Source organism: Nitrospirillum bahiense (assembly GCF_007828025.1).
Taxonomy (GTDB): domain Bacteria; phylum Pseudomonadota; class Alphaproteobacteria; order Azospirillales; family Azospirillaceae; genus Nitrospirillum; species Nitrospirillum amazonense.
In genome coordinates, this window is the sequence record NZ_VITO01000007.1 from 30,982 (window position 1) to 51,274 (window position 20,293).

At 67.3% G+C, this 20,293-nt stretch carries 16 protein-coding genes; 7 read left to right on the forward strand and 9 right to left on the reverse strand.

The features are described from left to right. Positions 1-44: 44 nt before the first annotated feature. The 3 genes from FBZ88_RS11795 (at position 45) to FBZ88_RS11805 (ending at position 2,151) form a co-directional block, all read left to right on the forward strand. Positions 45-914 carry a cytochrome c oxidase subunit 3 gene (locus FBZ88_RS11795; protein ID WP_040845183.1) on the forward strand — a complete coding sequence of 290 codons (870 nt, stop codon included), beginning with the start codon at positions 45-47 and terminating at the stop codon, positions 912-914. 122 nt (positions 915-1,036) lie between these two features. Continuing rightward, on the forward strand, positions 1,037-1,387 hold the full coding sequence (locus tag FBZ88_RS11800; protein ID WP_326486328.1) for a DUF983 domain-containing protein: 351 nt from the start codon (positions 1,037-1,039) through the stop codon (positions 1,385-1,387). After that, positions 1,384-2,151 (forward strand): SURF1 family protein, encoded by a 768-nt coding sequence (locus FBZ88_RS11805; protein ID WP_145617053.1) that lies wholly within the window; start codon positions 1,384-1,386, stop codon positions 2,149-2,151. The genes FBZ88_RS11800 and FBZ88_RS11805 overlap by 4 nt, the downstream gene beginning before the upstream one ends. Positions 2,152-2,293: 142 nt before the next feature. On the opposite strand, the gene FBZ88_RS11810 is transcribed toward FBZ88_RS11805, so the two are convergent. Continuing rightward, the gene (locus tag FBZ88_RS11810; RefSeq protein WP_145617054.1) at positions 2,294-2,872 is read right to left on the reverse strand and encodes a hypothetical protein; all 579 of its coding nucleotides are present in this window, start codon (positions 2,870-2,872) and stop codon (positions 2,294-2,296) included. Next, on the reverse strand, positions 2,869-3,441 hold the full coding sequence (locus FBZ88_RS11815; protein WP_186464353.1) for a hypothetical protein: 573 nt from the start codon (positions 3,439-3,441) through the stop codon (positions 2,869-2,871). The genes FBZ88_RS11810 and FBZ88_RS11815 overlap by 4 nt, the downstream gene beginning before the upstream one ends. A gap of 324 nt (positions 3,442-3,765) precedes the next feature. Between FBZ88_RS11815 and thrC the strand changes: the two genes are divergently transcribed. From thrC to FBZ88_RS11830, 3 genes are read left to right on the forward strand one after another with little or no spacing between them, the layout of a single operon-like run. Beyond that, a complete protein-coding gene (gene thrC, locus FBZ88_RS11820) occupies positions 3,766-5,187 on the forward strand; it encodes a threonine synthase (protein WP_145617057.1) in 1,422 nt (473 codons plus the stop codon). After that, positions 5,184-6,455, forward strand: a complete 1,272-nt coding sequence (locus tag FBZ88_RS11825; protein WP_145617059.1) for a M16 family metallopeptidase — start codon at positions 5,184-5,186, stop codon at positions 6,453-6,455. The genes thrC and FBZ88_RS11825 overlap by 4 nt, the downstream gene beginning before the upstream one ends. A 51-nt stretch (positions 6,456-6,506) precedes the next feature. Continuing rightward, positions 6,507-7,097 (forward strand): GNAT family N-acetyltransferase, encoded by a 591-nt coding sequence (locus FBZ88_RS11830; RefSeq protein ID WP_004272455.1) that lies wholly within the window; start codon positions 6,507-6,509, stop codon positions 7,095-7,097. A gap of 22 nt (positions 7,098-7,119) precedes the next feature. Here the strand turns inward: FBZ88_RS11830 and FBZ88_RS11835 are convergent, their stop codons facing one another. The 5 genes from FBZ88_RS11835 to FBZ88_RS11855 all read right to left on the reverse strand — a co-directional run bounded on the left by FBZ88_RS11835 (position 7,120) and on the right by FBZ88_RS11855 (position 17,763). Beyond that, the gene (locus FBZ88_RS11835; protein ID WP_145617061.1) at positions 7,120-7,620 is read right to left on the reverse strand and encodes a DUF2199 domain-containing protein; all 501 of its coding nucleotides are present in this window, start codon (positions 7,618-7,620) and stop codon (positions 7,120-7,122) included. A gap of 93 nt (positions 7,621-7,713) precedes the next feature. Next, positions 7,714-15,078, reverse strand: a complete 7,365-nt coding sequence (locus FBZ88_RS11840) for a hypothetical protein (protein WP_145617063.1) — start codon at positions 15,076-15,078, stop codon at positions 7,714-7,716. Positions 15,079-15,500: 422 nt separating this feature from the next. Then, positions 15,501-15,938 (reverse strand): NUDIX hydrolase, encoded by a 438-nt coding sequence (locus FBZ88_RS11845; protein WP_145617065.1) that lies wholly within the window; start codon positions 15,936-15,938, stop codon positions 15,501-15,503. A 339-nt stretch (positions 15,939-16,277) separates the two neighbouring features. Beyond that, positions 16,278-17,138: a DUF3108 domain-containing protein gene (locus tag FBZ88_RS11850; RefSeq protein ID WP_186464354.1), complete on the reverse strand. Its 861-nt coding sequence runs from the start codon at positions 17,136-17,138 to the stop codon at positions 16,278-16,280. A gap of 52 nt (positions 17,139-17,190) precedes the next feature. Further along, positions 17,191-17,763 carry a YqgE/AlgH family protein gene (locus FBZ88_RS11855; protein WP_145617068.1) on the reverse strand — a complete coding sequence of 191 codons (573 nt, stop codon included), beginning with the start codon at positions 17,761-17,763 and terminating at the stop codon, positions 17,191-17,193. A 323-nt stretch (positions 17,764-18,086) separates the two neighbouring features. On the opposite strand from FBZ88_RS11855, the gene FBZ88_RS11860 reads away from it, so the two are divergent. Next, the gene (locus FBZ88_RS11860) at positions 18,087-18,569 is read left to right on the forward strand and encodes a peroxiredoxin (protein ID WP_145617070.1); all 483 of its coding nucleotides are present in this window, start codon (positions 18,087-18,089) and stop codon (positions 18,567-18,569) included. Positions 18,570-18,668: 99 nt separating this feature from the next. On the opposite strand, the gene rnhA is transcribed toward FBZ88_RS11860, so the two are convergent. Both rnhA and FBZ88_RS11870 read right to left on the reverse strand, forming a co-directional pair. Next, on the reverse strand, positions 18,669-19,142 hold the full coding sequence (gene rnhA, locus FBZ88_RS11865; RefSeq protein WP_145617072.1) for a ribonuclease HI: 474 nt from the start codon (positions 19,140-19,142) through the stop codon (positions 18,669-18,671). Further along, entirely contained in the window at positions 19,139-20,131 is a 993-nt protein-coding gene (locus FBZ88_RS11870; protein WP_145617074.1) for a homoserine kinase, read from the reverse strand. Before FBZ88_RS11870 ends, rnhA begins: the two co-directional genes overlap by 4 nt. Positions 20,132-20,293: the final 162 nt, after the last annotated feature.

Sequence of the window (20,293 nt, forward strand, 5' to 3'; positions counted from 1 at the left end):
ATCTGACGACCACCGCGTTGTTTTGATCCGAGGGAAACAAGAACATGGCTGATGTCCAGGCTAACTCCGCTCCCGGAAATTCTGAGGGCATAAAGCAGCCCTACCACCTGGTGGACCCCAGCCCGTGGCCCTTGGTCGCCTCCGTCGCGGCGGGCCTGCTGACCAGCGGCGCCGTGCTGGGCATGCATGGTCATGGCTGGATCCTGGCCATCGTCGGCTTCCTGGGCGTGCTGGGTGTCATGTTCGCCTGGTGGCGTGACGTCATCGGCGAATCGGTGGTGCGCAAGCTCCACTCCCCGGTGGTGAAGATCGGCCTGCGCTACGGCATGACGCTGTTCATCGCGTCGGAAGTCATGTTCTTCGTCGCCTTCTTCTGGGCCTTCTTCGACACCAGCATCTATTTCAACGAGGCGCAGCAGATCGGCCGCGTTGCCGCCAACGGCGGCGTCTGGCCGCCCAAGGGGATCGAACCGGTCAACCCCTTCGACATGCCCATCCTGATGACCGTCATCCTGCTGCTGTCGGGCACCACGGTCACCTGGGCGCACCATGCGCTGGTCGAGGGCCGCAACAAGGAAGCGGCCCGGGCCCTGGGCTTCACCATCCTGCTGGGCCTGCTGTTCACCTGCTTCCAGGCTTACGAGTACATGCACGCCGAATTCGGCTTCGCCCAGAACGCCTACACCTCGGCCTTCTTCATGGCGACCGGCTTCCACGGCTTCCATGTCATCGTCGGAACGATCTTCCTGATCGTCTGTTTCTTCCGCACCCGCGCCGGCCACTTCACGCCCAAGAGCCACTTCGGCTTCGAGGCCGCGGCCTGGTACTGGCATTTCGTGGACGTGGTCTGGCTGTTCCTGTTCGTCAGCATCTACTGGTGGGGTTCCACGCCGCGCGGCGTGATCCCGCACTGACGCCGGGACCGTCGCTCCGTTCCTGACGGAAATGAACCTTGGAACCTGATGCCTCCTCCGTCGCCCCGATCCTGGCGGGCTTGCGCTGCAAGTGTCCCCGCTGTGGTCGGGGCGATTTGTTCGTGGGTTTCCTCACCGTGGCGGAGCGTTGCCCCGTCTGCGGCCTCGAACTGGCCCGGGGCGACAGTGGCGATGGCCCGGCCGTCTTCCTGATCTTCATCCTGGGCTTCGTCATCGTGCCCGTCGCGTTGATGGTGTCCATGCGGGTGGATTGGCCCTTATGGCTGACCGGCCTGGTCTGGGGCGTTGTCATCCTGGGTGGCACGCTGGGCCTGCTGCGCCCGGCCAAGGGCGTGGTGTTCGCCCTGCAATACCGCTACCGCCGGGCCGAATTCGAGGGGCCCCATGAAGACATGCCCGGACATGGCGCGGGGCATGGCGATAGTGACAGCGATAGGAATCCTGGCGCATGACTTCTTCGTCCACCGCTTCCCCCACCGGCGCCACACCCGGCCCCGTCGCGAAGGGGCGCCGGCGCTTCCGCCCGACCTTCTGGGGCGGCTTGGTGGCTGGCGGTGCCATCCTGTTCATGGCGGGCCTGGGCACTTGGCAGGTGCAGCGCCTGTTCTGGAAGCAGGGCATCCTGGACCACATCCAACAGCAGATGGCGGCCGCCCCGGCCGAGCTGCCGGCCAAGATCGATGATCCCAAGGCTTGGGATTACCGCCGGGTGCGCATCACCGGCCACTTCCTGAACGATCATGAGCTATACCTGGGCGCCCGCTCCCTGAAGGGTGCCCCCGGCTACGACGTCGTCACGCCCTTCGTGCGGGCGGACGGCGGCGGCGTGGTGCTGGTCGATCGCGGCTGGGTTCCCACCCAGGGCAAGGACCCGGCGCGCCGGCCTGAAGGCCAGTTGGAAGGCGAGGTGACGGTGGACGGGGTGGCCCGCGTGCCGCCGCCGCGCGGCTGGATGCAGCCGGACAATCTGGTGAACGACAATTTCTGGCTCTGGTACGACCTGCCCGCCATGGCGGCCAAGGCGGGGACCGAGGTGCCGGAGCCCGTGGTGGTGGAGGCCGGTGCCACGCCCAACCCCGGCGGCTTCCCCGTGGGCGGCCAGACCCGCGTCACCATCCCCAACGATCATCTGCAGTACGCCATCACCTGGTACTGCCTGGCCGTTGCCCTGGCGGTCATCGCCTACCTGCGCTTCAGCCGGGTGGAGAGTGACTGAGTGCCCGACAGCGAGGGCAAGCGGGAGCGCAGCGACCTAGGCCCCGACCAGGGCCGCCGGAGCCTTTCGGGGAACGCAGTGGACTGAAAGGCGAGGATAAGCCAAAGGCCCCGATGGGCCTGCCGGCGTCTGAGGAACCAAACTAACTAGCCGCAATGCGCGCGGCCTTTGCCGCCCGAGTCTCCAGCCCGCCGCTGGTGGCGGCCGGTGGGGCGGCGGCGTGGCTGGGGCGCAGCATCAGCTGGCTGACGCGGAAGCCGCTGCCATGGGGAAAGCGGCGTTCCAGGCGTGCCCTTGCCCCCTCGTCGTCGCCGGCCCAGAGCAGGAAGCGGCGGCGCTGCCACGGCACGGCGGCGGGCAGGGCGCTGTCGGCGACGGTGCCGCCCACCTCCACCGTGGCGATCCAGGCGGCGTCGGCGGGGTTGCGGCGCTCCTCCAGCACGAAGATGCGGTTTTCCGGGCGGGCGATGCGCTTGATGTCCTGCTCCAGCCGCGCGCATTCGTCCTGCAATGTCTCCATGGTCAGCTGGATGTGGCGGCGTTGCTGCTTCAGGCTGTAGGTGGCGCGCGCCAGGCGGCGGATGCGCTGGCTTTGTTCACGCTGCCGGTTCAGGGCCTGGCGGCGGCGGGCCTTGGCCTCGCTGACGCGGGTCCAGGCGCGTTCCCCGGTCAGGCCTGCCGTGACCGTCACCGCCAGCAGGGTCAGCATCAAGGCGATCATGCCGTGCTCTCCTTTTGCGCGGCCGCGTCGGCCTTGCCGCTGTTAGCCAGCTGGATGCTCAGCAGCACATAGCCCAAGGGTGCGGGAAAATAGCGCTGCAGGTCGCGCCGGGCGTCGGCCAGGTTTTCCGACCACACTTCGATCATCTGCGGGCCGGCCCACTCCGGGTCCAGCGCCACGGCGGTCTTGGAGTCGCCTTGGGCCTGCTGCACCAGGCGGTTGACCATCCAGGCGACGAAGCGGTTCAGGCCGGCGTCCTCGCGCCCCACTACGCGCACGGGCGCCTGGGCGCTGCGGCGCGCGTCTTCCAGGTCCTTGTCCAGGGCGTAGCGGCGGCGGCGCACCTCGCCCAAGGCGCCTTGCAGGGCCGTTAATTCGGCGCGCAGCTCCGCTTCGCGCCCCTCCAGCCGATTCTCGATCTGGGCACCCAGGGGCAGGCGGCTGAGGGCATGGCGGAAGTCCGGCTGGCGTTCCACCGCCGCCTCGCCCAACTTGCCCAGAACCAGGATGATCAGGCCCGCCACCACCGCCAGGGTACCGGCCAGCATGATCGCGTGCATCAGCCCCATGGTGCCGCGGAACGCCCCATCTCGAAGACCCCACGGCGTTCCGGAACGATGCCTCGTCCGGTTCATCCTGGCGGGGAATGTTGCTATTGAACGGCGGGGGCATGCCCCGACCATCGGTTCTATTGCAGCGCAACCGAAGGCGGTTTCCAAGTGTCATTTCCGGGAAAATTGGATGTCCTGGAACCCCGCGCCGGGGCCTTGACACGCCGCTGGTCTTCCCGTGCGAATCACCCATGTTTCCATGGGAGGCCGGCGGGCTTGCGGGACCTTGGCGCCACTGGCTACTGTAGGGGTTCAAGTTAAGCCAAGGGATGGATGCCTAGGGTGGATTATATCAGCACGCGGGGCCGGGCGCCGGCCTTGGGCTTTGAGGATGCGCTACTGGCGGGCTTGGCCCGTGACGGCGGACTGTATGTGCCGGCGGCCTGGCCGGCCTTCGACGCCAGCGCCTTGCGCGCCCTGCGCGGCCTCAGCTATGGCGAGCTGGCCACCCGCGTGATGACCCCCTTCATGGGCGGCGCCATCTCCCAGGATGAGCTGCGCGCCCTGGTGCATGACGCCTACGGCAGCTTCGCCCACGCCGCCGTCACCCCGCTGACCCAGCTGGGGCAGGGGGATTGGGTGCTGGAACTGTTCCACGGCCCCACCCTGGCCTTCAAGGACGTGGCGCTGCAGCTGCTGGGCCGCCTGTTCGACCATGTGCTGGCCAAGCGCGGCCGTCGTATCACCGTCGTAGGCGCCACCTCGGGCGACACCGGTTCCGCCGCCATCGAGGCCTGCCGGGACCGTGAGCTGGTAGACATCGTCATCCTGCACCCCAAGGGCCGCACGTCCGAGGTGCAGCGCCGGCAGATGACCACGGTCCTGTCGCCCAACGTGCACAATGTGGCGTTGGAAGGGACCTTCGACGACTGCCAGGCCATCGTGAAGGCCCTGTTCAATGACCAGGCCTACCGGGATGAGCTGAACATCTCCGCCGTCAACTCCATCAATTGGGCCCGCATCCTGGCCCAGGTGGTGTACTACTTGGCGGCCGGCGTGGCCCTGGGCGCGCCGGACCGGCCGGTGGCCTTCTCCGTTCCCACCGGCAACTTCGGCAACGTCTATGCCGCCTATGGCGCCCGGGCCCTCGGTCTGCCCATCCAGCGCCTGGTTGTGGGCACCAACAGCAACGACATCCTGACCCGCTTCTTCCAGTCCGGCACCATGGCCACCAATGGTGTGGTCCCCACCATCAGCCCCAGCATGGACATCCAGGTGTCCAGCAACTTCGAACGCCTGCTGTTCGATCTGCTGGGCCGCGACGGTGCCGCCGTCACGGGCGTGATGGACGGCTTCGCCGCCAGCGGCCGCTTCACGGTGGACGAGCGCCAGCTGGCCGAGGCGCGGGGCCTGTTCGACGGCTTCCGCGCCGGTGAGCATGAGACGGCGGAAACCATGCGCCGGGTGTTCGAGACCACGGGCTATCTGCTGGACCCGCACACGGCGGTGGGCGTGCATGCCGCCGCCCAGGCCCGCGCCGCCGGCACCGTGCCGGCCGAGGTACCGCTGGTGTCGCTGGCCTGCGCCCATCCGGCCAAGTTCCCGGACGCGGTCAAGGCGGCCACCGGCGTGCACCCGCCGCTGCCCCGCCATCTGGCCGACCTTTATGAACGGGAGGAGCGCGTGACCGTCCTGCCCAACGACGTCGAGGCGGTGAAAGCCTTCGTGCGCTCCAAATCCCGCGTCACGGGAGCCGCCCAATGAGCGACGGAAGCGGAATCCAGGTCACCACGCTGGACAACGGCCTGCGTGTCGTCACCGACAGCATGACCGGGGTGGAGACGGTGTCGCTGGGCGTCTGGGTCGGCGTCGGCACGCGGGACGAGGCGCCCGAGGTCAACGGCGTTGCCCACCTGGTGGAGCACATGCTGTTCAAGGGCACGCCCAAGCGCGACGCCTATCAGATCAGCCAGCAGATCGAGGATGTGGGCGGCCACCTGAACGCCTACACCACGCGGGAGCACACGGCCTATTACGGCAAGGTGCTGAAGGAGGATGCGGGCCTGGCCCTGGACATCGTGGCGGACATGGTGCAGCACGCCAGCCTGGATGCCGACGAGTTGGCCAAGGAGCGCACGGTCGTCCTGCAGGAGATCGGCCAGGCCGAGGATACGCCCGACGACATCATCTTCGACCATTTCCAGGCGACGGCCTTTCCCGGCCAGGCGCTGGGCCGCCCGGTGCTGGGCTTGCCGGAGATCGTGGAGAGGCTCAGCCGCGATGATCTGAACGCCTATGTGCAGGGTCATTATTCCGGCCCGGCCATGGTGGTGGCGGCGTCCGGCCGAATTGAGCATGCCCGCATGGTGGACATGGCGGCCGGGATGTTCGGCGCCCTGCCGGAGCATCGGGACTGGACGCACGAAAAGGCCAGCTATCGCGGCGGCGATTTCCGGGACGAGCGCGACCTGGAACAGACCCACGTCGTGCTGGGATTCGAGGCGGTGGGTGTCCATCACGAGGACAACTACGCGACGCAGGTGCTGTCCACCCTCCTGGGCGGCGGCATGTCGTCCCGCTTGTTCCAGGAGGTGCGGGAGAAGCGCGGGCTGGTCTACAGCATCTACAGCTTCGCCAGCCATTTCGCCGAGGCGGGCCTGTTCGGCATCTATGCCGGCACGGGACCGGAACAGGTGGCGGAACTGGTGCCCGTGGTCTGTGGCGAGGTCGCCAACCTGGTGGGCAGCATCCGCGAGGATGAGGTGGCGCGCGCCCGCGCCCAGCTGAAGTCCAGCTTGGTCATGGCCCTGGAAAGCAGCATGGCGCGGTGCGAGCAGGTGGGGCAGCAGATGCTGATCCACGGCCGCCCCATCCCGGTGGCGGAGATGCTGGCCCGGGTGAACGCGGTGGACGTGGACGCTGTGGAACGGTGCGCCCGCCGGCTGTTGGAGAGTGAGCCGGTGGTGACGGCCCTGGGGCCGCTCGCCGGCTTGGAATCGTATGACCGCATCCGGGCCCGGCTGGGCCATTGAAGCCGGTAAGGATGGGGCGGCGGTGATGGGGGTAGGGAGGGGCTTGCGGCGGTGATACGGCTGTTACATGCCGATATCCTGAGCACACCGGCCATCCGCCTGGACGGGCCGCAGGTCTACCTGCGCCCGGCCCAGGTCAAGGATTGGCGGGAATGGGCCGACCTGCGCGAGCGCAGCCGGGACTTTCTGGCCCCGTGGGAACCCACTTGGCCGGCGGACGCCCTGTTGCGCTCCTCCTTCCTGCGGCGGGTGCGCCGGCACACGGCGGAATGGCGCAATGACGAAGCCTACAGCTTCCTGATCTTCGAGCGCTCCAGCGACCGGCTGGTGGGCGGCATCGGCCTGTCCAATGTGCGCCGGGGCGTGGCCCAGATGGCCACCATGGGCTATTGGGTGGGCAAGCCCTACGCCCGGCGTGGCTATACCAGCGAGGCAGCCAAGGCCAGCCTGGGCTTCGCCTTCGGCCAGCTGGGCCTGCACCGGGTGGAGGCCGCCTGCCTGCCCACCAACCAGCCCAGCCAGGGCCTGCTGGAAAAGGTGGGCTTCGTGCGCGAGGGCTATGCCCGGGGCTATCTGCGCATCGACGGCCGCTGGGCCGACCATGTGCTGTACGGCATCCTGCGCGACGACTGGCGCGGTTAGCACTTTCCAGTCAGAGGCCCAGTCAGAGGGCCCCCAGCGCCTTCAGGATCTCATGGTGGCGGTCGGCGCCCATGCCCGCCCGCTGTTCCCGCGCCAGCGGCGATATGTCGTCGTTGGTCAGGCGCAGCATGGGCCGCTCGCTGGCGGTACCGAACTGGATCAGCACCGGATGTCCCTGTGGCGCGCCGTAGAGGTCGATGACGTTGGCCAGCGTGCCGGGCAGCGGCGGTTCCGTACTGCCGTCCGTCTCGTATAAATCCAGATAGCGCAGGAAGGTGGACCGCCCCACCTCCGCCCACACGCCCCAGCCGAAGAAGTCCGCCTGGTGGGTGAAGGGGATGGGCAGGACGCAGCGGATGAAGAAGCGCCCGTCGTAGGCGCAGACGTCCTCGGTGAAATCGGCGGCGCTCTCGCGGTCGCCCTCGGGAATGGCCCAGACCGCGTCAGGCAGCTTCCAGGCCCACTGGGTGGGCAGACCCTCGTGAGTCTGGCCGCAAACACTGCAGACGAACGCCTCGCTCATGCCTGTTTCCCTCGCCATTGTGCCCCCAGGATATGGCAACGGCCCGGGTGGATGTCACCCGGGCCGTTGTCACATGTGAGCCTGGGACCCGTCTTACCAGCTGAGGCGGAAGCCGGCGGTGAAGACGTGGTCGGTCTCATGCCGGCGGAGCGTGCCGTCGTAGTTGGCGTAGAGGTTCAGGTTGTTGCCTTCCTGCAGGGTCAGCCCGCCGCCGATGCCCAGCGCGTTGGCGCCGGTGTCGGGGCCGGTCACGGCGAAGGTGGTGCCCGCCAGGGCAGCCTGGCTGGTTAGGGCCCGGTCGCGGAAGTCGTGCAGCCAGGCCGCCCGCAGCGCCGGGGTGATCACCGTGCCGCCATCCGTCTTCCAGCTGGCCGAGGCGCGGCCGCCCAGGCTGCTCTGCAGGGCCGTGGCGTCCAGGTCCTGCAGCACCAGGTTCAAGGCGCCGGCGCCCGTCTCGGTGAAGCCGTCGCGGCCCACCTTCAGCCACTGGATGCCGGCCTGCGGCTCCAAGGTCAGGTTGGACACCCGCACCCGATAGCCGGCCGTGACACCGGCGCTCAGCTCGTCACCCTTGGTGTGGCCGAAGGCCGTGCGGCTGAGGCCGCCGAAGCCCATGGTCCGCGCGGTGTCGTACTGGTCGTAGGTGTAGCCGGCGTTGCCGGTGACGAAGAGGCCGTCGCCGAGATCCACGTTGCCGTAGGCCGACAGGCCGTAGCTGCTGGTCTCATTGGACCCGCCCGAGGTGCTCTGTAGTAGCACGCCGGCCAGGCCCAGGGTCACGCCCGGCGCCACCGTGCGGTCGCCGCCGAACAGGCCGCCGCCGGTGTTGCTATGCCCGCCGGCGGCGTTGCCGTCGCTGTCCACCCGGGTAAACGCCCCCAGGCCCTGGGCCCAGAAGTGCCAGCCCTCCTCCGGCGCCGAGCCGGCGGCCACACCGCGCTCATCCTCCACCGGCAGGGCGTCACCGCTGCTGGCCATGCTGGTGTACAGCGTGCGGCCGACCAGCTGCGCCTGCATCGTGCCCTGCATGCCGCCCGCCACGCCATCGCGCACCGCGGCCAGGCGCTGGCCCAGCACCTGGGTGGCGGCCAGGCCCCGGTTCAGGCTGTAGGCGACGATGTTCGCCTGGCTGCTGCCGCCGATCTGGGCCAGGGCATCCAGCGACGCCCCCACCGTGGGCAGGCCGTAGAGGGCCTTCAGCACGGTGTTGAGGTCGGCGTTGCCGGTGCTGCTCAGGCCCGCCACGACGCGGCCCATGGTCTGCTGGTTGGCGCTGGCCCCCAGGCTGGCCAAGTTGCCGTAGGTGGGGGTGACGTACAGGTCGACGGCGTTGCTGCCGTACAGCGCCGTGAACTGCGTGCCGGCCAGCAGCCCGCTGCTGGGTTGGGTGATGCCGGCGAAGGTGCCGGAGACGCCACCCGCCGCTTGGACGATATTGAAGTCCGTGCCCAGGCCCGGGGTGTAGGTGTTGCTGGCGCTGCCCGTCATGCCGCGCAGGTTGGGCTGCAGCACGGCGCCGGAGCCGATGACGTAGCTGCCGCCCGTCACCAGGACGCGGGAGTAGTTGCCGGCGCCCTTGCCGGTGCCCGTGCCGTCGATGTCGATGGACAGCACCGACTTCGCCGCTTGCGTCAGCCCATCGGTGAAGGTCAGCGTGCCGGGCGAATTGCCGGGGCGCAGCACCCCGGCCACGGTGGCCGCCCCGGTGATGACGCCGGACCCGCGCAGGGTGCCGCCGCTGCCCACGGTGACGGGGCCGGAGGCGCTGCCGTTCAACGCCACCAGGCCGCCGGTGACGGCCAGGGGTGCTTGAACCGTGCCGCCCAGGTTCAGGCTGCCGCCCTGGACCTGCACCGCCGTGGTGCCGGCGATGGTGGACCCGGCGCCTTGGGTCAGTGTGCCGCCGCTGATGGTGCCTAGGGTGGCGCCGCCACCGGCCAGCGTGATGGTTCCGCCCGTGACGGTGCCCAGGCTGGCCGAACCGCTGGTCTGGGTCAGTGTGCCGCCCGTGACGGTGCCCAGGCTGACCGAACCGCTGGTCTGGGTCAGCGTGCCGCCGGCGATGGTGCCCAGGGTGGCGCCGCCACCGGCCAGCGTGATGGTTCCGCCCGTGACGATGCCCAGGCTGGCCGAACCGCTGGTCTGGGTCAGCGTGCCGCCGGCGATGGACCCCACCGTGGGCGTGCCGCCGGTAATGGCCAGGGTGCCACCCGTCATCTGGTCTAGGGTCCCGTCGCCGCCGGCGATGGTGGCCGTACCGCCGGCCGACAGGCTGCTGTGGCCCACGCTGATGATCAGGTCGGTCTGGCCGCCCACCACCGTGCTGGTGACGGTGGTGGAATCGTAGCCCGGGGCCAGCGCGGTCACGCTGGCATAGCTGGACGCGGCGTCGCCGGCCGCCACGATGGTGTAGCTGGCGCCGCTGGTCAGGCCGTAGGCGTATTGCGAGGTCAGCACCACGGTGGCGCCGCTGATGCTGGCGCTGCCGCTGACCTGCAGCCCGCCCACGGTGCCGCCGGCCTCCAAGGCCGTCAGCGTGCCGCCCGCCTGGGCATAGTTGCCGGTGATGGTGGTGGGGGCCGCCAGCACAAGGCTGCCGCCATTCTCCACCAAGGTGTGGCCGGTGATGCTGACGCTGTCGTTCAGCACGAGGTTGCCGGCCAGCGTCACATTGCCGGCCGTGCTGGCCAGGGTGCCATGGGCGCCGTTGACGCCCGTCAGGGTGCCGAACACCGTGCCGCTGCCGCCGGTGATGGACAGGTCGGATGCGGCGGTGTGGACGATGTCGCCGGCGATGACGCCGGTGTTGGTGACCGGGCCCAGCGCGCCGCTGTCGCGGATGGCCGCCATGGCGCCGGTGATGGTGCCGCTGTTGGTCAGGGTGCCGATGGTGCCGGCGTTGATGATGCCCGTCTGGCCGCCCTGGATCAGGCCGCTGTTGACCAGGGTGCCGATGACGGCGTTGGCGGCGCCATTGTCGATACCGGCGACCGTCGTGCCCAGGATGGTGCCGCTGTTCATCAGCGTGCCGATGGTGCCACCGACGGGGCCGGTGGTGCTGACCACCGAACTGGTCACCGTCTGTGGGCCCTGAAAGAGGGAGGATGTCACCGTGGAAAGAGTGCTCGTCCCCGTTACGCCGTTGATGATGCCGCTTTGGCCGCCGCTGAGCACCCCTTGGTTGGTTACCGCCGCGATGGTGCCGCTTTGGCTGGTCACCGTGCTGATGGTGATGTAGTTCCAGTTAAAGCTGTTGGGCAGATAGTTATAGGTGATGGTGGAAGACTTAACCGAGCCGACGTTCTGGACGCCGGCAACCGTGCCACCCGTGATGGTGCCGCTATTGGCCAGTGCGTCGATCCGGCCCGCCACCTGAACGCCATTCAGGCCACCATTAAGGGCGCCGCTGTTGCTGAGCGTCCCAATGCTGCCAGAATGGGCGGCCGTGGTACTGGAATAGTTGGAAGTTTGGTTCAGGCTGACCGCAGCGGTGCCACCCTGGATCATGCCTTCGTTGTCCACGGCGCGGATGGTGCCCGAGACCTGCAGGGCGGCGCCCGGCGCGGCGATGGTGCCAGCCGCCAGGTTGAGCAGGGTGCCAAGAGTCCCGCTAAGCACGGCGACCGCGGAGGCGAGGGTGGATGTGCCCTGGTCGGCGATCAGCCCAGCGTTCCGCAGGGTATCGACCGGCGCGTTAAGCAGGACGGCCGCTTGAGAGCCCATGCCGATGAGGGAGCCGCCCGCCAGATTATCGACCAGGCCGACACTGCCTACCGCCACGCTGTTGTTCAGCGTCGTGCTCAACGCGTAGAGGGCCATCGCCCCGGAAATCAGGCCGCTATTGGAAAGGGTGCCGACGTCGACACCGCTTAAGATGGCGGCCGTCCCCGAAATCACGGAGGCTAGCGTAGAGCCGGTGGCGGTCAGGGTTCCGAGATTGGTGATTTGGCCAATGGAGGGCGCGATGGTGGAGTAGGACCCGAAGTTGCTGGCCACGATCGCCCCTTGCGTGCCCGTGACCAAGCCGCGGTTCACCAAGGTGGACAGCGTTCCCGACGAGACAAAGACGCCCGCGTAGCCCCCGGCAATGGTGCCCGTGACCCCGTTGACCAGAGTATCCAGAGCCGGTGTGACGGGGCCGCTATCAGAATAGAAACTCTCAATCTTGATGCCGCCACTGGCGGAGCCTTGAATCAGCCCATCGTTGCTGAGCGTGCCGATACGGCCGGTTCCTGACACGTGGACCCCGGTGGCGCCGGTAATCGTTCCGGAGGCGCTGTTGGTCAGGGTGTTGATCTGTCCGGAGATGGAGGTGGTCCCATAGGTGCCGTGAACAGTGTCGTACGTGTAAAATGAGTTTCCGGAGACCAAGATGGCGTTGGCGTAGGTGCCGCCGCTTACCAAACCATCATTCTGCAGACCCACGATGGTGGCTCCGGCAACGGCAATGGCGCCCGAGTAATAAAGGCCGCTGATAGTGCCGTGAACGCCATTGATCAGCGTGCCGATCCCCGCACTGGCACCGTTCCCGGCGATTGAGATGCCGCTGCCGCCTTGTGTGGCGGCGATCAGGCCGTCATTGATCAGCGTGCCGATGGTGCCCTGATACTGGATGCCGCCGTAATAACCCTGAATGGTGCCGCCGGCCGAATTCGACAGAGTGCCGATACTGGCCGCCGAATACTCATAGCTTGACGTCACGGAGTTGTAAGAAGACTTGAGGCCGCCGGTGATGGCGGCGTTGTTCAGGCTCTGGATGAGGCCGCTGTTGCTCAGCGTTCCGACGTCCGTACCGCTCAGGCCTAGACCGACAAAACCGGAGAGGGAGGCACCGGCCTCGTTCGTGATGACGCTGGCCTTGGAGTTGCTGCCAAAGCTCAGGCCATAGGAGTTGTAGGTGTAGGTGCCGATGGAGCCGATCATGCCGGCATTGTCGAACGTTCCCACCGTGCCGCCGATGTAGACGCCACCCGTGATGCTGGCGTTCGCCGTGTTGATCAGCGTGCCGATGGTGGAGTCCACGCTGGAATACGTGCTGCTGTACGTCGTCCCGTTGGAACTGAAGGTGGAAGTGCTGGCGCCGCCGAGATTCACGCTGCCCTGGATCATGCCGGCGTTGGTAAGGGTGCCTATGGAGGCGCCGGTCGCCGTCAGGCCACTGCCGCCGGTGATCGTGGCGCCGGCCGCGTTGGTCAACTGGCCGATGGTGGAGGTCACCGCGCCGTAGATATAGCTATAGCCCGTGCCGCTGCTGGAATAGGTGTAGGAGCTTGCGGCGCCCAGGTTGACGCCGCCGCTGATCAGGCCGGCGTTGTTGAAGGCGCCGATGGAGGACGCTGTGGCGGCCAAGCCTCCCGTGATGGTGCCACCGGCCTGGTTGTTGATGGTGCCGATGTTGCTGGGCAAAATGGTCGTACTGGACCCGTAGTTGTTGTAGGCACCGAGATTGACGCCCCCACCGATGCCGCCGGCGTTGGTGAACGTTCCGATGGTCACCCCTTGCGCATACAAGCCCCCGGCGATGGTGGCGCCGGCTTGGTTGTCGATGGTGCCGATGCTGCCGGCCACGACGGTTGTGGTGGACCCGTTGTAGACGCTGCTCGCGCCCAGATTGACGGCACCATTATAAACATAGCTGTTGGGTGCGGGTGCGATGGTGCCGCTGTTAACGAAGCTGCCGATGCCGCCGCCGGTAAGCGTGACGCCCGCCAAGCTGCCACCAACCTCATTGCGGAGGCTGCCGACGGATACTTGCGTCCCTGTGATGGATCCGGTGATCAGGCCCGCATTGTCGAATGTTCCCACCGTACCGGTGATGTAGACGCCACCCGTGATGCTGGCGTTCGCCGTGTTGATCAGCGTGCCGATGGTGGATGCTACACTGGAATACGTACTGCTATACGTTGTCCCGTTGGAGCTATAGGTTGAGGTGCTGGCCGCGCCGAGATTCACGCTGCCCTGAATCACGCCGGCGTTGGTGAGCGTGCCGATGGAAGCACCGATGGCCGACAAGCCGCTGCCGCCGGTGATCGTGGCGCCGGCCGCGTTGGTCAACTGGCCGATGGTGGAGGTCACCGCGCCGTAGATATAGCTATAGCCCGTGCCGCTGCTGGAATAGGTGTAGGAGCTTGCGGCGCCCAGGTTGACGCCGCCGCTGATCAGGCCGGCGTTGTTGAAAGTGCCGATGGAGGACGCCGTGGCGGCCAAGCCTCCCGTGATGGTGCCACCGGCCTGGTTGCTGATGGTGCCGATGCTGCTGGGCAGGACGGTTGTGTTGGAGCCGTAAATAGTGGCGGCGCCGAGATTGACGCCCCCACCAATGCCACCAGCGTTGGTGAACGTTCCGACAGTCGCCCCTTGCGCATACAAGCCCCCGGCGATGGTGGCGCCGGCCTGGTTGTCGATTGCTCCGATAGTGCCGCGCGTTATGGTCGTGCCGGACCAAGTGTAAACGTTGCTCGCGCCCAGATTGACAGCACCGCCGTAAACATAGCTGTTGGGGGCGGGGGCGATGGTACCGCTGTTAACGAAGCTGCCGATGCTGCTGCCGGTGAGCGTGACACCCGCCAAGCTGCCGCCGACCTCATTGTGAAGGCTGCCGATGGATGCCGTCGTCCCCGTGATGGAGCCGGTGATCAGGCCGGCATTGTCGATAATTCCGATCGTGCTGCTACCCCCACGGACCAAAATGTCGCCGGCGATGGTGCCGCCGGCATTGTTCATGATGGTGCTGATTTCCCCGGGGGCCACGACCGTCTGTGACGTGTAGATCGATCCACTGAACGAAGACGAATAAAGTGTGGCGCTGCCAACGATCATCGCGGTGCCGCCAGAACTGCCTTGCCCCATAATCAGGCCCGAGTTGACCAAGGTGCCTATCGTGCTGCCGGCGAAGTCCATACCGCCGCCGATCACGCCGCCGGCATTGTTGGTCAACGTGTCGATGGTGACGGTCTGCAGGCCCGAACCAGCCCAGAGCTGAGCCGCGCCGCTGATGGCCGCGCCCGAGCCGTAGGAGGGAGAGGTCTTGATGGTGCCGCTGTTCGCGATGGTACCGATCGTGGCGCCGTCGATCCGGATGCCGGAAGCACCCCCCAGGATGGTGGCGCCCGCGCCGTTACTCAGCAGGCCGATCGTGGCGGGCTGATAGGTGCCAGCGATCGTCGCGCCCTGGATCGTCATGCCAATGCCGGACAGCCCGACATAGGGGCCGACCAATTTGATGGTGCCGGTGTTGGCGATCGTCCCCACGGAGCCGGATGCGTTGACCGCCGCGATGAACGTGCTGCTGCTGATGGTGCCGCTGTTCGCCAGATTGCCCGAGGTGATGGTCACGGCCGCAGACGTGCCCGTAACGTTGATGTCCGCCTGCGCCGGGTGTTGCCATGAGGTGGCGAGCGCCAGGACGGAAGCGCCGAGCAGAAGGGCTTTGGAACGGGTCGGGATGGCGGTACGCATGGCGGCAAAGGCTCCTGAAAACATGAATTCAGTGTCAAGAATCGGCCCAGCGGCGGGATGCGCGCTGGTGGGGAGATGGATTGCGGAGGAATGCGGGGCTTAACCCGGCGGCACCGGGCATAAATAAGTCCGGTGCGCGCACGCAATTGGCGCTCGTCGGCGCGCGGTGGAACTCAGGTTAATGTGACCTGGAACAGGCATATCGATTCAAAGCCCATCTCTTATACGTTTTGGCTGAGACGATATAGCAAACGGCTAATTTGTTAATTCATTTTTGCAAATTTAAATGCGTGGAGCTATGAGCCGCCGGCTGTCAGCGGTGCATCAGGAAGTGAAAATACAAGTGTAGCGCATCGGTTCGAAGGAGAGGAACGCCCCAAGGCATGAAAACGAGGCGCGGTCGAGACTCGGGCGGCCGGACCTCAGCCCTCGTCGCTAACCGCCACGCTGGCCAGCGACAGCAGGATGCTGACCAGGCCGCCCTCGGCCACCATCAGGGCCGCCTGCGAGGGGCTGACCCAACGGCGTTCGCGCTGGCCTTTCTCCGGCCAGTCCTCCAGTTCCCGCTCCACCTCGAACAGATAGGCATCGACGGCGCAGGGCAGGCGCTTGCCCGTGGGCATGATCTTGTAATAGTGGAAGGTGCCCAGCGGCTTCTTGTGGATGGTGCCGACCAGTCCCGCCTCTTCGAACGCCTCGTTCGCCGCGACGCCGCGGGCGTTCAGCTTCTTCTCCGGCCAGCCCTTGGGCACCACCCAGCGCCGCGTCTCCCGCGAGGTGATCAGCATCACCTGCAGCTGCCCGTCCTGCACCCGGACGGGAATGGCGGCGTACTGGCGTTCGGCGGCCTCGCAGCCCATGGCTGGTTGATCCGAAACGAGAAGGGGGGCGGCGTGGGACAGCGGGCGGAACCTTGTCGCAAAAGGTGGTGTTGAAAAAGGGGTGGAGGCAACCGCGGTGGCGGAGACGATCCCCTGCGATCGTACACCCGCATCCTTGTTTCATATAATCCCTGAACGGTTGCCAAGCCGTAAACGTTTTCAGTCATCTAAGACCAAAATGTGCGCCGGGGCGTCCATGCGGCCGATGGGACGCCCATTCGGCCTATCCTGACCATCTGGTCAGGGCTGGAAAAGGGGACGCCTGCACGGGAAGGGAAAGGGGGCAGGACCGACTCAGGCGCGCCTGACGGAGGAGATTCAGGGCGATGGCGGCAAGACGTCAACCTGGGCCAAATGGCCGATGACGTGGGTGAAGAACAGTTCCCCCGCCTCCAGCCGCACCGGTACCACCGGGCCCCCTGCTACCGGCCGGCCGATCCACAGGTCAAAGCCGCGCGGCTTGCCGTCCGGCGCCGCGGTCCAGAAGTTCTGGCTGCCCCGCCCAGCCGGCTGGAAGCCCGCCACCGGCAGGATGGCGACGTGACAGCCGATGGCGTCGCCGTCGAACACCGTATAGTCCGACTTTTCGATATGGCGGCGGGGCCGGCTTTCCATCAGCACGTCATAGCGGCGACGGCCGTCATAGACGGGCAGGCGGCTGGCGCAGTCGCCGCCCTCGGCATGGCGGCTGATGGCGACGGCGGCGCTCAGCAGGTCGACGGTGCCGGGGCGCTGGTCCGCCGGTACGGCGGTGGCGTCGTCGGGCGAGGGCGGTGGCGTCTGGGTGAAGGTCACGGCCGTGTCGCGTGTGCCATAGGGGGCGGCATAGCTCAGCGTCGCGTCCCAGCTCTTGTCCCGCAGGGTGCGCAGGCTGTGGAAGTGGCGCGGTGCGACGCCGTTGACGCCGCCGAAGTGCCCGTCCGCCTCGGCGGTATAGGACCACTTGATGAGACGGGCCAGCATGTCGCCGGCCTCTGCCGCCACGGTGACGCGGTAGTCCTCGCCCTTGATCTCCGTCTCCAGCGTCATGCGCCCCATCTTCAGCCCGCCGACATAGACATCGTAGCCCAGGCGCAGGTGCTGTGGGGCTTCAGCCGCGTGGCCGGACAGCGGAAGGACCAGCACCGTCATTGAGAGTGTGGTCGCGCGTGCGCAACGGGATAGGGCTAACGAGGTCATGCCGGCCATCCTGCGGTGTGAAGATGGCGGCCCCAAGGCATGAAGGGCGCCGTCAGGCGTGCCCCACCTCGGCCGACAGCATGGGCAGGCTGACGCCCAGCTTGGCGATGGCCCGTTCCCACTTGGTGTCCATGTCGTCATCGAACAGCAGGGTGGCGTCGGCCGGCACGTGCAGCCAGCCATTGGCCTGCATCTCCTGGTCCAGTTGCCCCGCCGCCCAGCCGGCGTAGCCCAGGGCCAGCAAGCACTGGCGGGGGCCGCGCCCTTCCGTGATGGCGCGCAGGATGTCGACCGTGGCGGTCAGCGCCACCTCATCCTCCACCCGCAGCGTCCCTTCGCGCTGATAATCGGTGCTGTGCAGCACGAAGCCCCGGCCCGGTTCCACCGGCCCGCCGAAATGGACGCGCAGCCGGTCGTCCGGATCACCGCCGTCGATGCCCAACTGCTCCAGCAGGCCACCGGCGTCGATGCCGTCGAACAGCCGGTTGATCACCAGGCCCATGGCGCCGTCGTCGGTATGGGCGCAGACATAGATCACGGTACGGGCGAAGCGCTCGTCCGGCATGGCGGGCATGGCGACCAGCAGTTGCCCGGTCAGGAAACGTCGGATGGTGGTGTCCTTCATGGGCGGCGCCTTCCCTTGTCACCCGGTCCTTCGCCAGGGGCGACCACCGGGGCCGGCCCCTGTGGCCGACGCTGTCATACTGCCTGTCCATGCCTTCAGCGTAGCATGGCCGTATCGCTCCGTCGCCCCCGTGGGGGCGGGGAAACATCCCTATTCTGGTCATATTGCGCGCGGGCGCCGGCTGACAAGGGGTGGATACCCGTTTCCCTTGCCCATACCGCCCGGTGGGACATAGAACCACAGGGCCTGAACCATCCAGCACCTCCGGCATTTACGCTCCAGGCCAAACATCCCAGGCCAAACATCAACGGGAGTTCCAGTCCATGACCATCCAGGTTGGCGATACCTTCCCCAGCGTTTCGGTCAAGCACCTGACCGAAGCCGGCATGCAGGAGACCAGCACCGACGCCCTGCTGAAGGGCAAGAAGGTCGTCCTCTTCGCCGTGCCCGGCGCTTTCACCCCCACCTGCTCCGCCAAGCACCTGCCCGGCTTCATCCAGAACGCCGAGGCCCTGAAGGCCAAGGGCGTCGACGCCATCATCTGCCTCGCGGTCAACGATGCCTTCGTAATGCAGGCCTGGGCCAAGGCCAACGACGTGGGCGACACGGTGTTCATGCTGCCCGACGGCAACGGCACGCTGACCCGTGAACTCGGACTCACCATGGACGGCACCGCCTACAACCTGGGCCACCGCAGCCAGCGTTTCGCCCTGGTCATCGATGACGGCGTCGTGACCCGGGTGGACGTTGAAAAGCCGGGCGCTTTCGAGGTGTCCAGCGCCGAGGCGGTGCTGAAGAACTTGTAAAACCAGCACGATAACGCCAGAAGGCCCGCGCCGGTTCCCCAACCCGCGCGGGCCTTCTTCATGACGTGCCGCCCAGGGCCGGCGCTCGAGGCGACCGAACTATCTTGCCCTGGCCTCCGCCAGGCCCTCGCGTGCCAGCTGGTCGGCGCGTTCGTTCTCGGGATGGCCAGCATGGCCGCGCACCCAGTGGAACACCACTTCGTGCCTGTCGGCCTGGGCGGACAGCCGCTGCCACAGATCCACGTTCTTCACCGGCTTCTTGTCGGCGGTCAGCCAGCCCTTGGCCCGCCAGCCGTGGATCCACTTGGTGATGCCGTCGCGCAGGTACTGGCTGTCGGTGTGCAGGTCCACCTTCACCGGCCGCTTCAGCGTTTCCAGCGCCTGGATGGCGGCCATCAGTTCCATGCGGTTGTTGGTGGTGTCGGGCTCCCCGCCCTTCAGCTCCCGCTCCGTGCCATTCCAGCGCAGGATGGCGCCCCAGCCGCCAGGGCCGGGGTTGCCGCTGCAGGCACCGTCGGTGAAGATCTCCACACGCGGGCTGGGAACCTTCGGGTGGGCGGGGGTGTCGGTCACGTCAGTTCCTCCGGCGCCAAGCCGTAGTCGGCCAGGCCACGGGCCTGCTGGTGGAAGCGCAGCTTGTGCAGGTATTCCAGCGGGTCCTTGCGTTTCACCAGCGCGCCGGCGGGTGTGTTCACCCAGTCATATAGCCGGGTCAGCAGGAAGCGCAGGGCGCTGCCCCGCGCCAGCAGGGGCAGGGCCGCCACCTCCGCCGCCGTCAGCGGCCGCACTTTGGCGTAATTGGCCAGCAGCAGGCGCGACTTGGTGACGTTGAAGGCGCCGTCCGGCTCGAAACACCAGGCGTTCAGGCAGATGGCCAGGTCGTAGGCCAGCATGTCGCTGCAGGCGAAATAGAAATCGATCAGGCCGGACAGGGCGCCGTCCCGGAAGAAGACGTTATCCGGGAACAGGTCGGCATGGATGATGCCCTGCGGCAGGCTGGGGCGACCGTCCCGCCCGGGCCACAGGGCCGCCAGGGCGGCCAGCTCATCCGCCAAAGCCGCCTTCAGGCCGGGCTTCACGCCGTCGGCCCCGTCCGCCGTCGCCGCCACCAGGGCGCGCCAGCCGTCCAGCGACAGGCTGTTGGGCCGGGGCGTGGCGTAGTCGGCGCCGGCCAGGTGCAACTGGGCCAGGGCCTTGCCCAGGGCCGCGCAATGCTCCGGCAGGATGCGGCGGGGCCACATGCCGGTGAGGAAGGTGACGATCACCGCCGGCCGGCCGGCCAGCACGCGCAAGGCCTCGCCATCACGGCCGGGCACCGGCTGGGGACAGACGATGCCGCGCGCCGCCAGATGGCGCATCAAGCCCAGGAAGAAGGGCAGGTCGGCCGGGTTCACCCGCTTTTCATAGAGGGTGAGGATGTAGGGCCCGTCCGTCGTCACCAGCAGGTAGTTGGAGTTCTCCACCCCCTCGGCGATGCCCTTGCACGAGATCACCTCGCCGATCGCGTAATCGGCGATGAACGCGCGCAGTTCCTCATCGGTGACTTCGGTATAGACGGCCATGCCTTGCGAGGTAGCGGGATTCCCGGCTGGGGTCAATGGTCGCGGCGGGGCGGACCGCGCCTTTTCGGGCCCGTCGCCAGGATACAGATGGCGCTGGTGGCGAGTTCGGCGATTTAGTGGCGAGAATTGTCACGCCTTTGCCGTCCGCTATGGCCGTCCGAA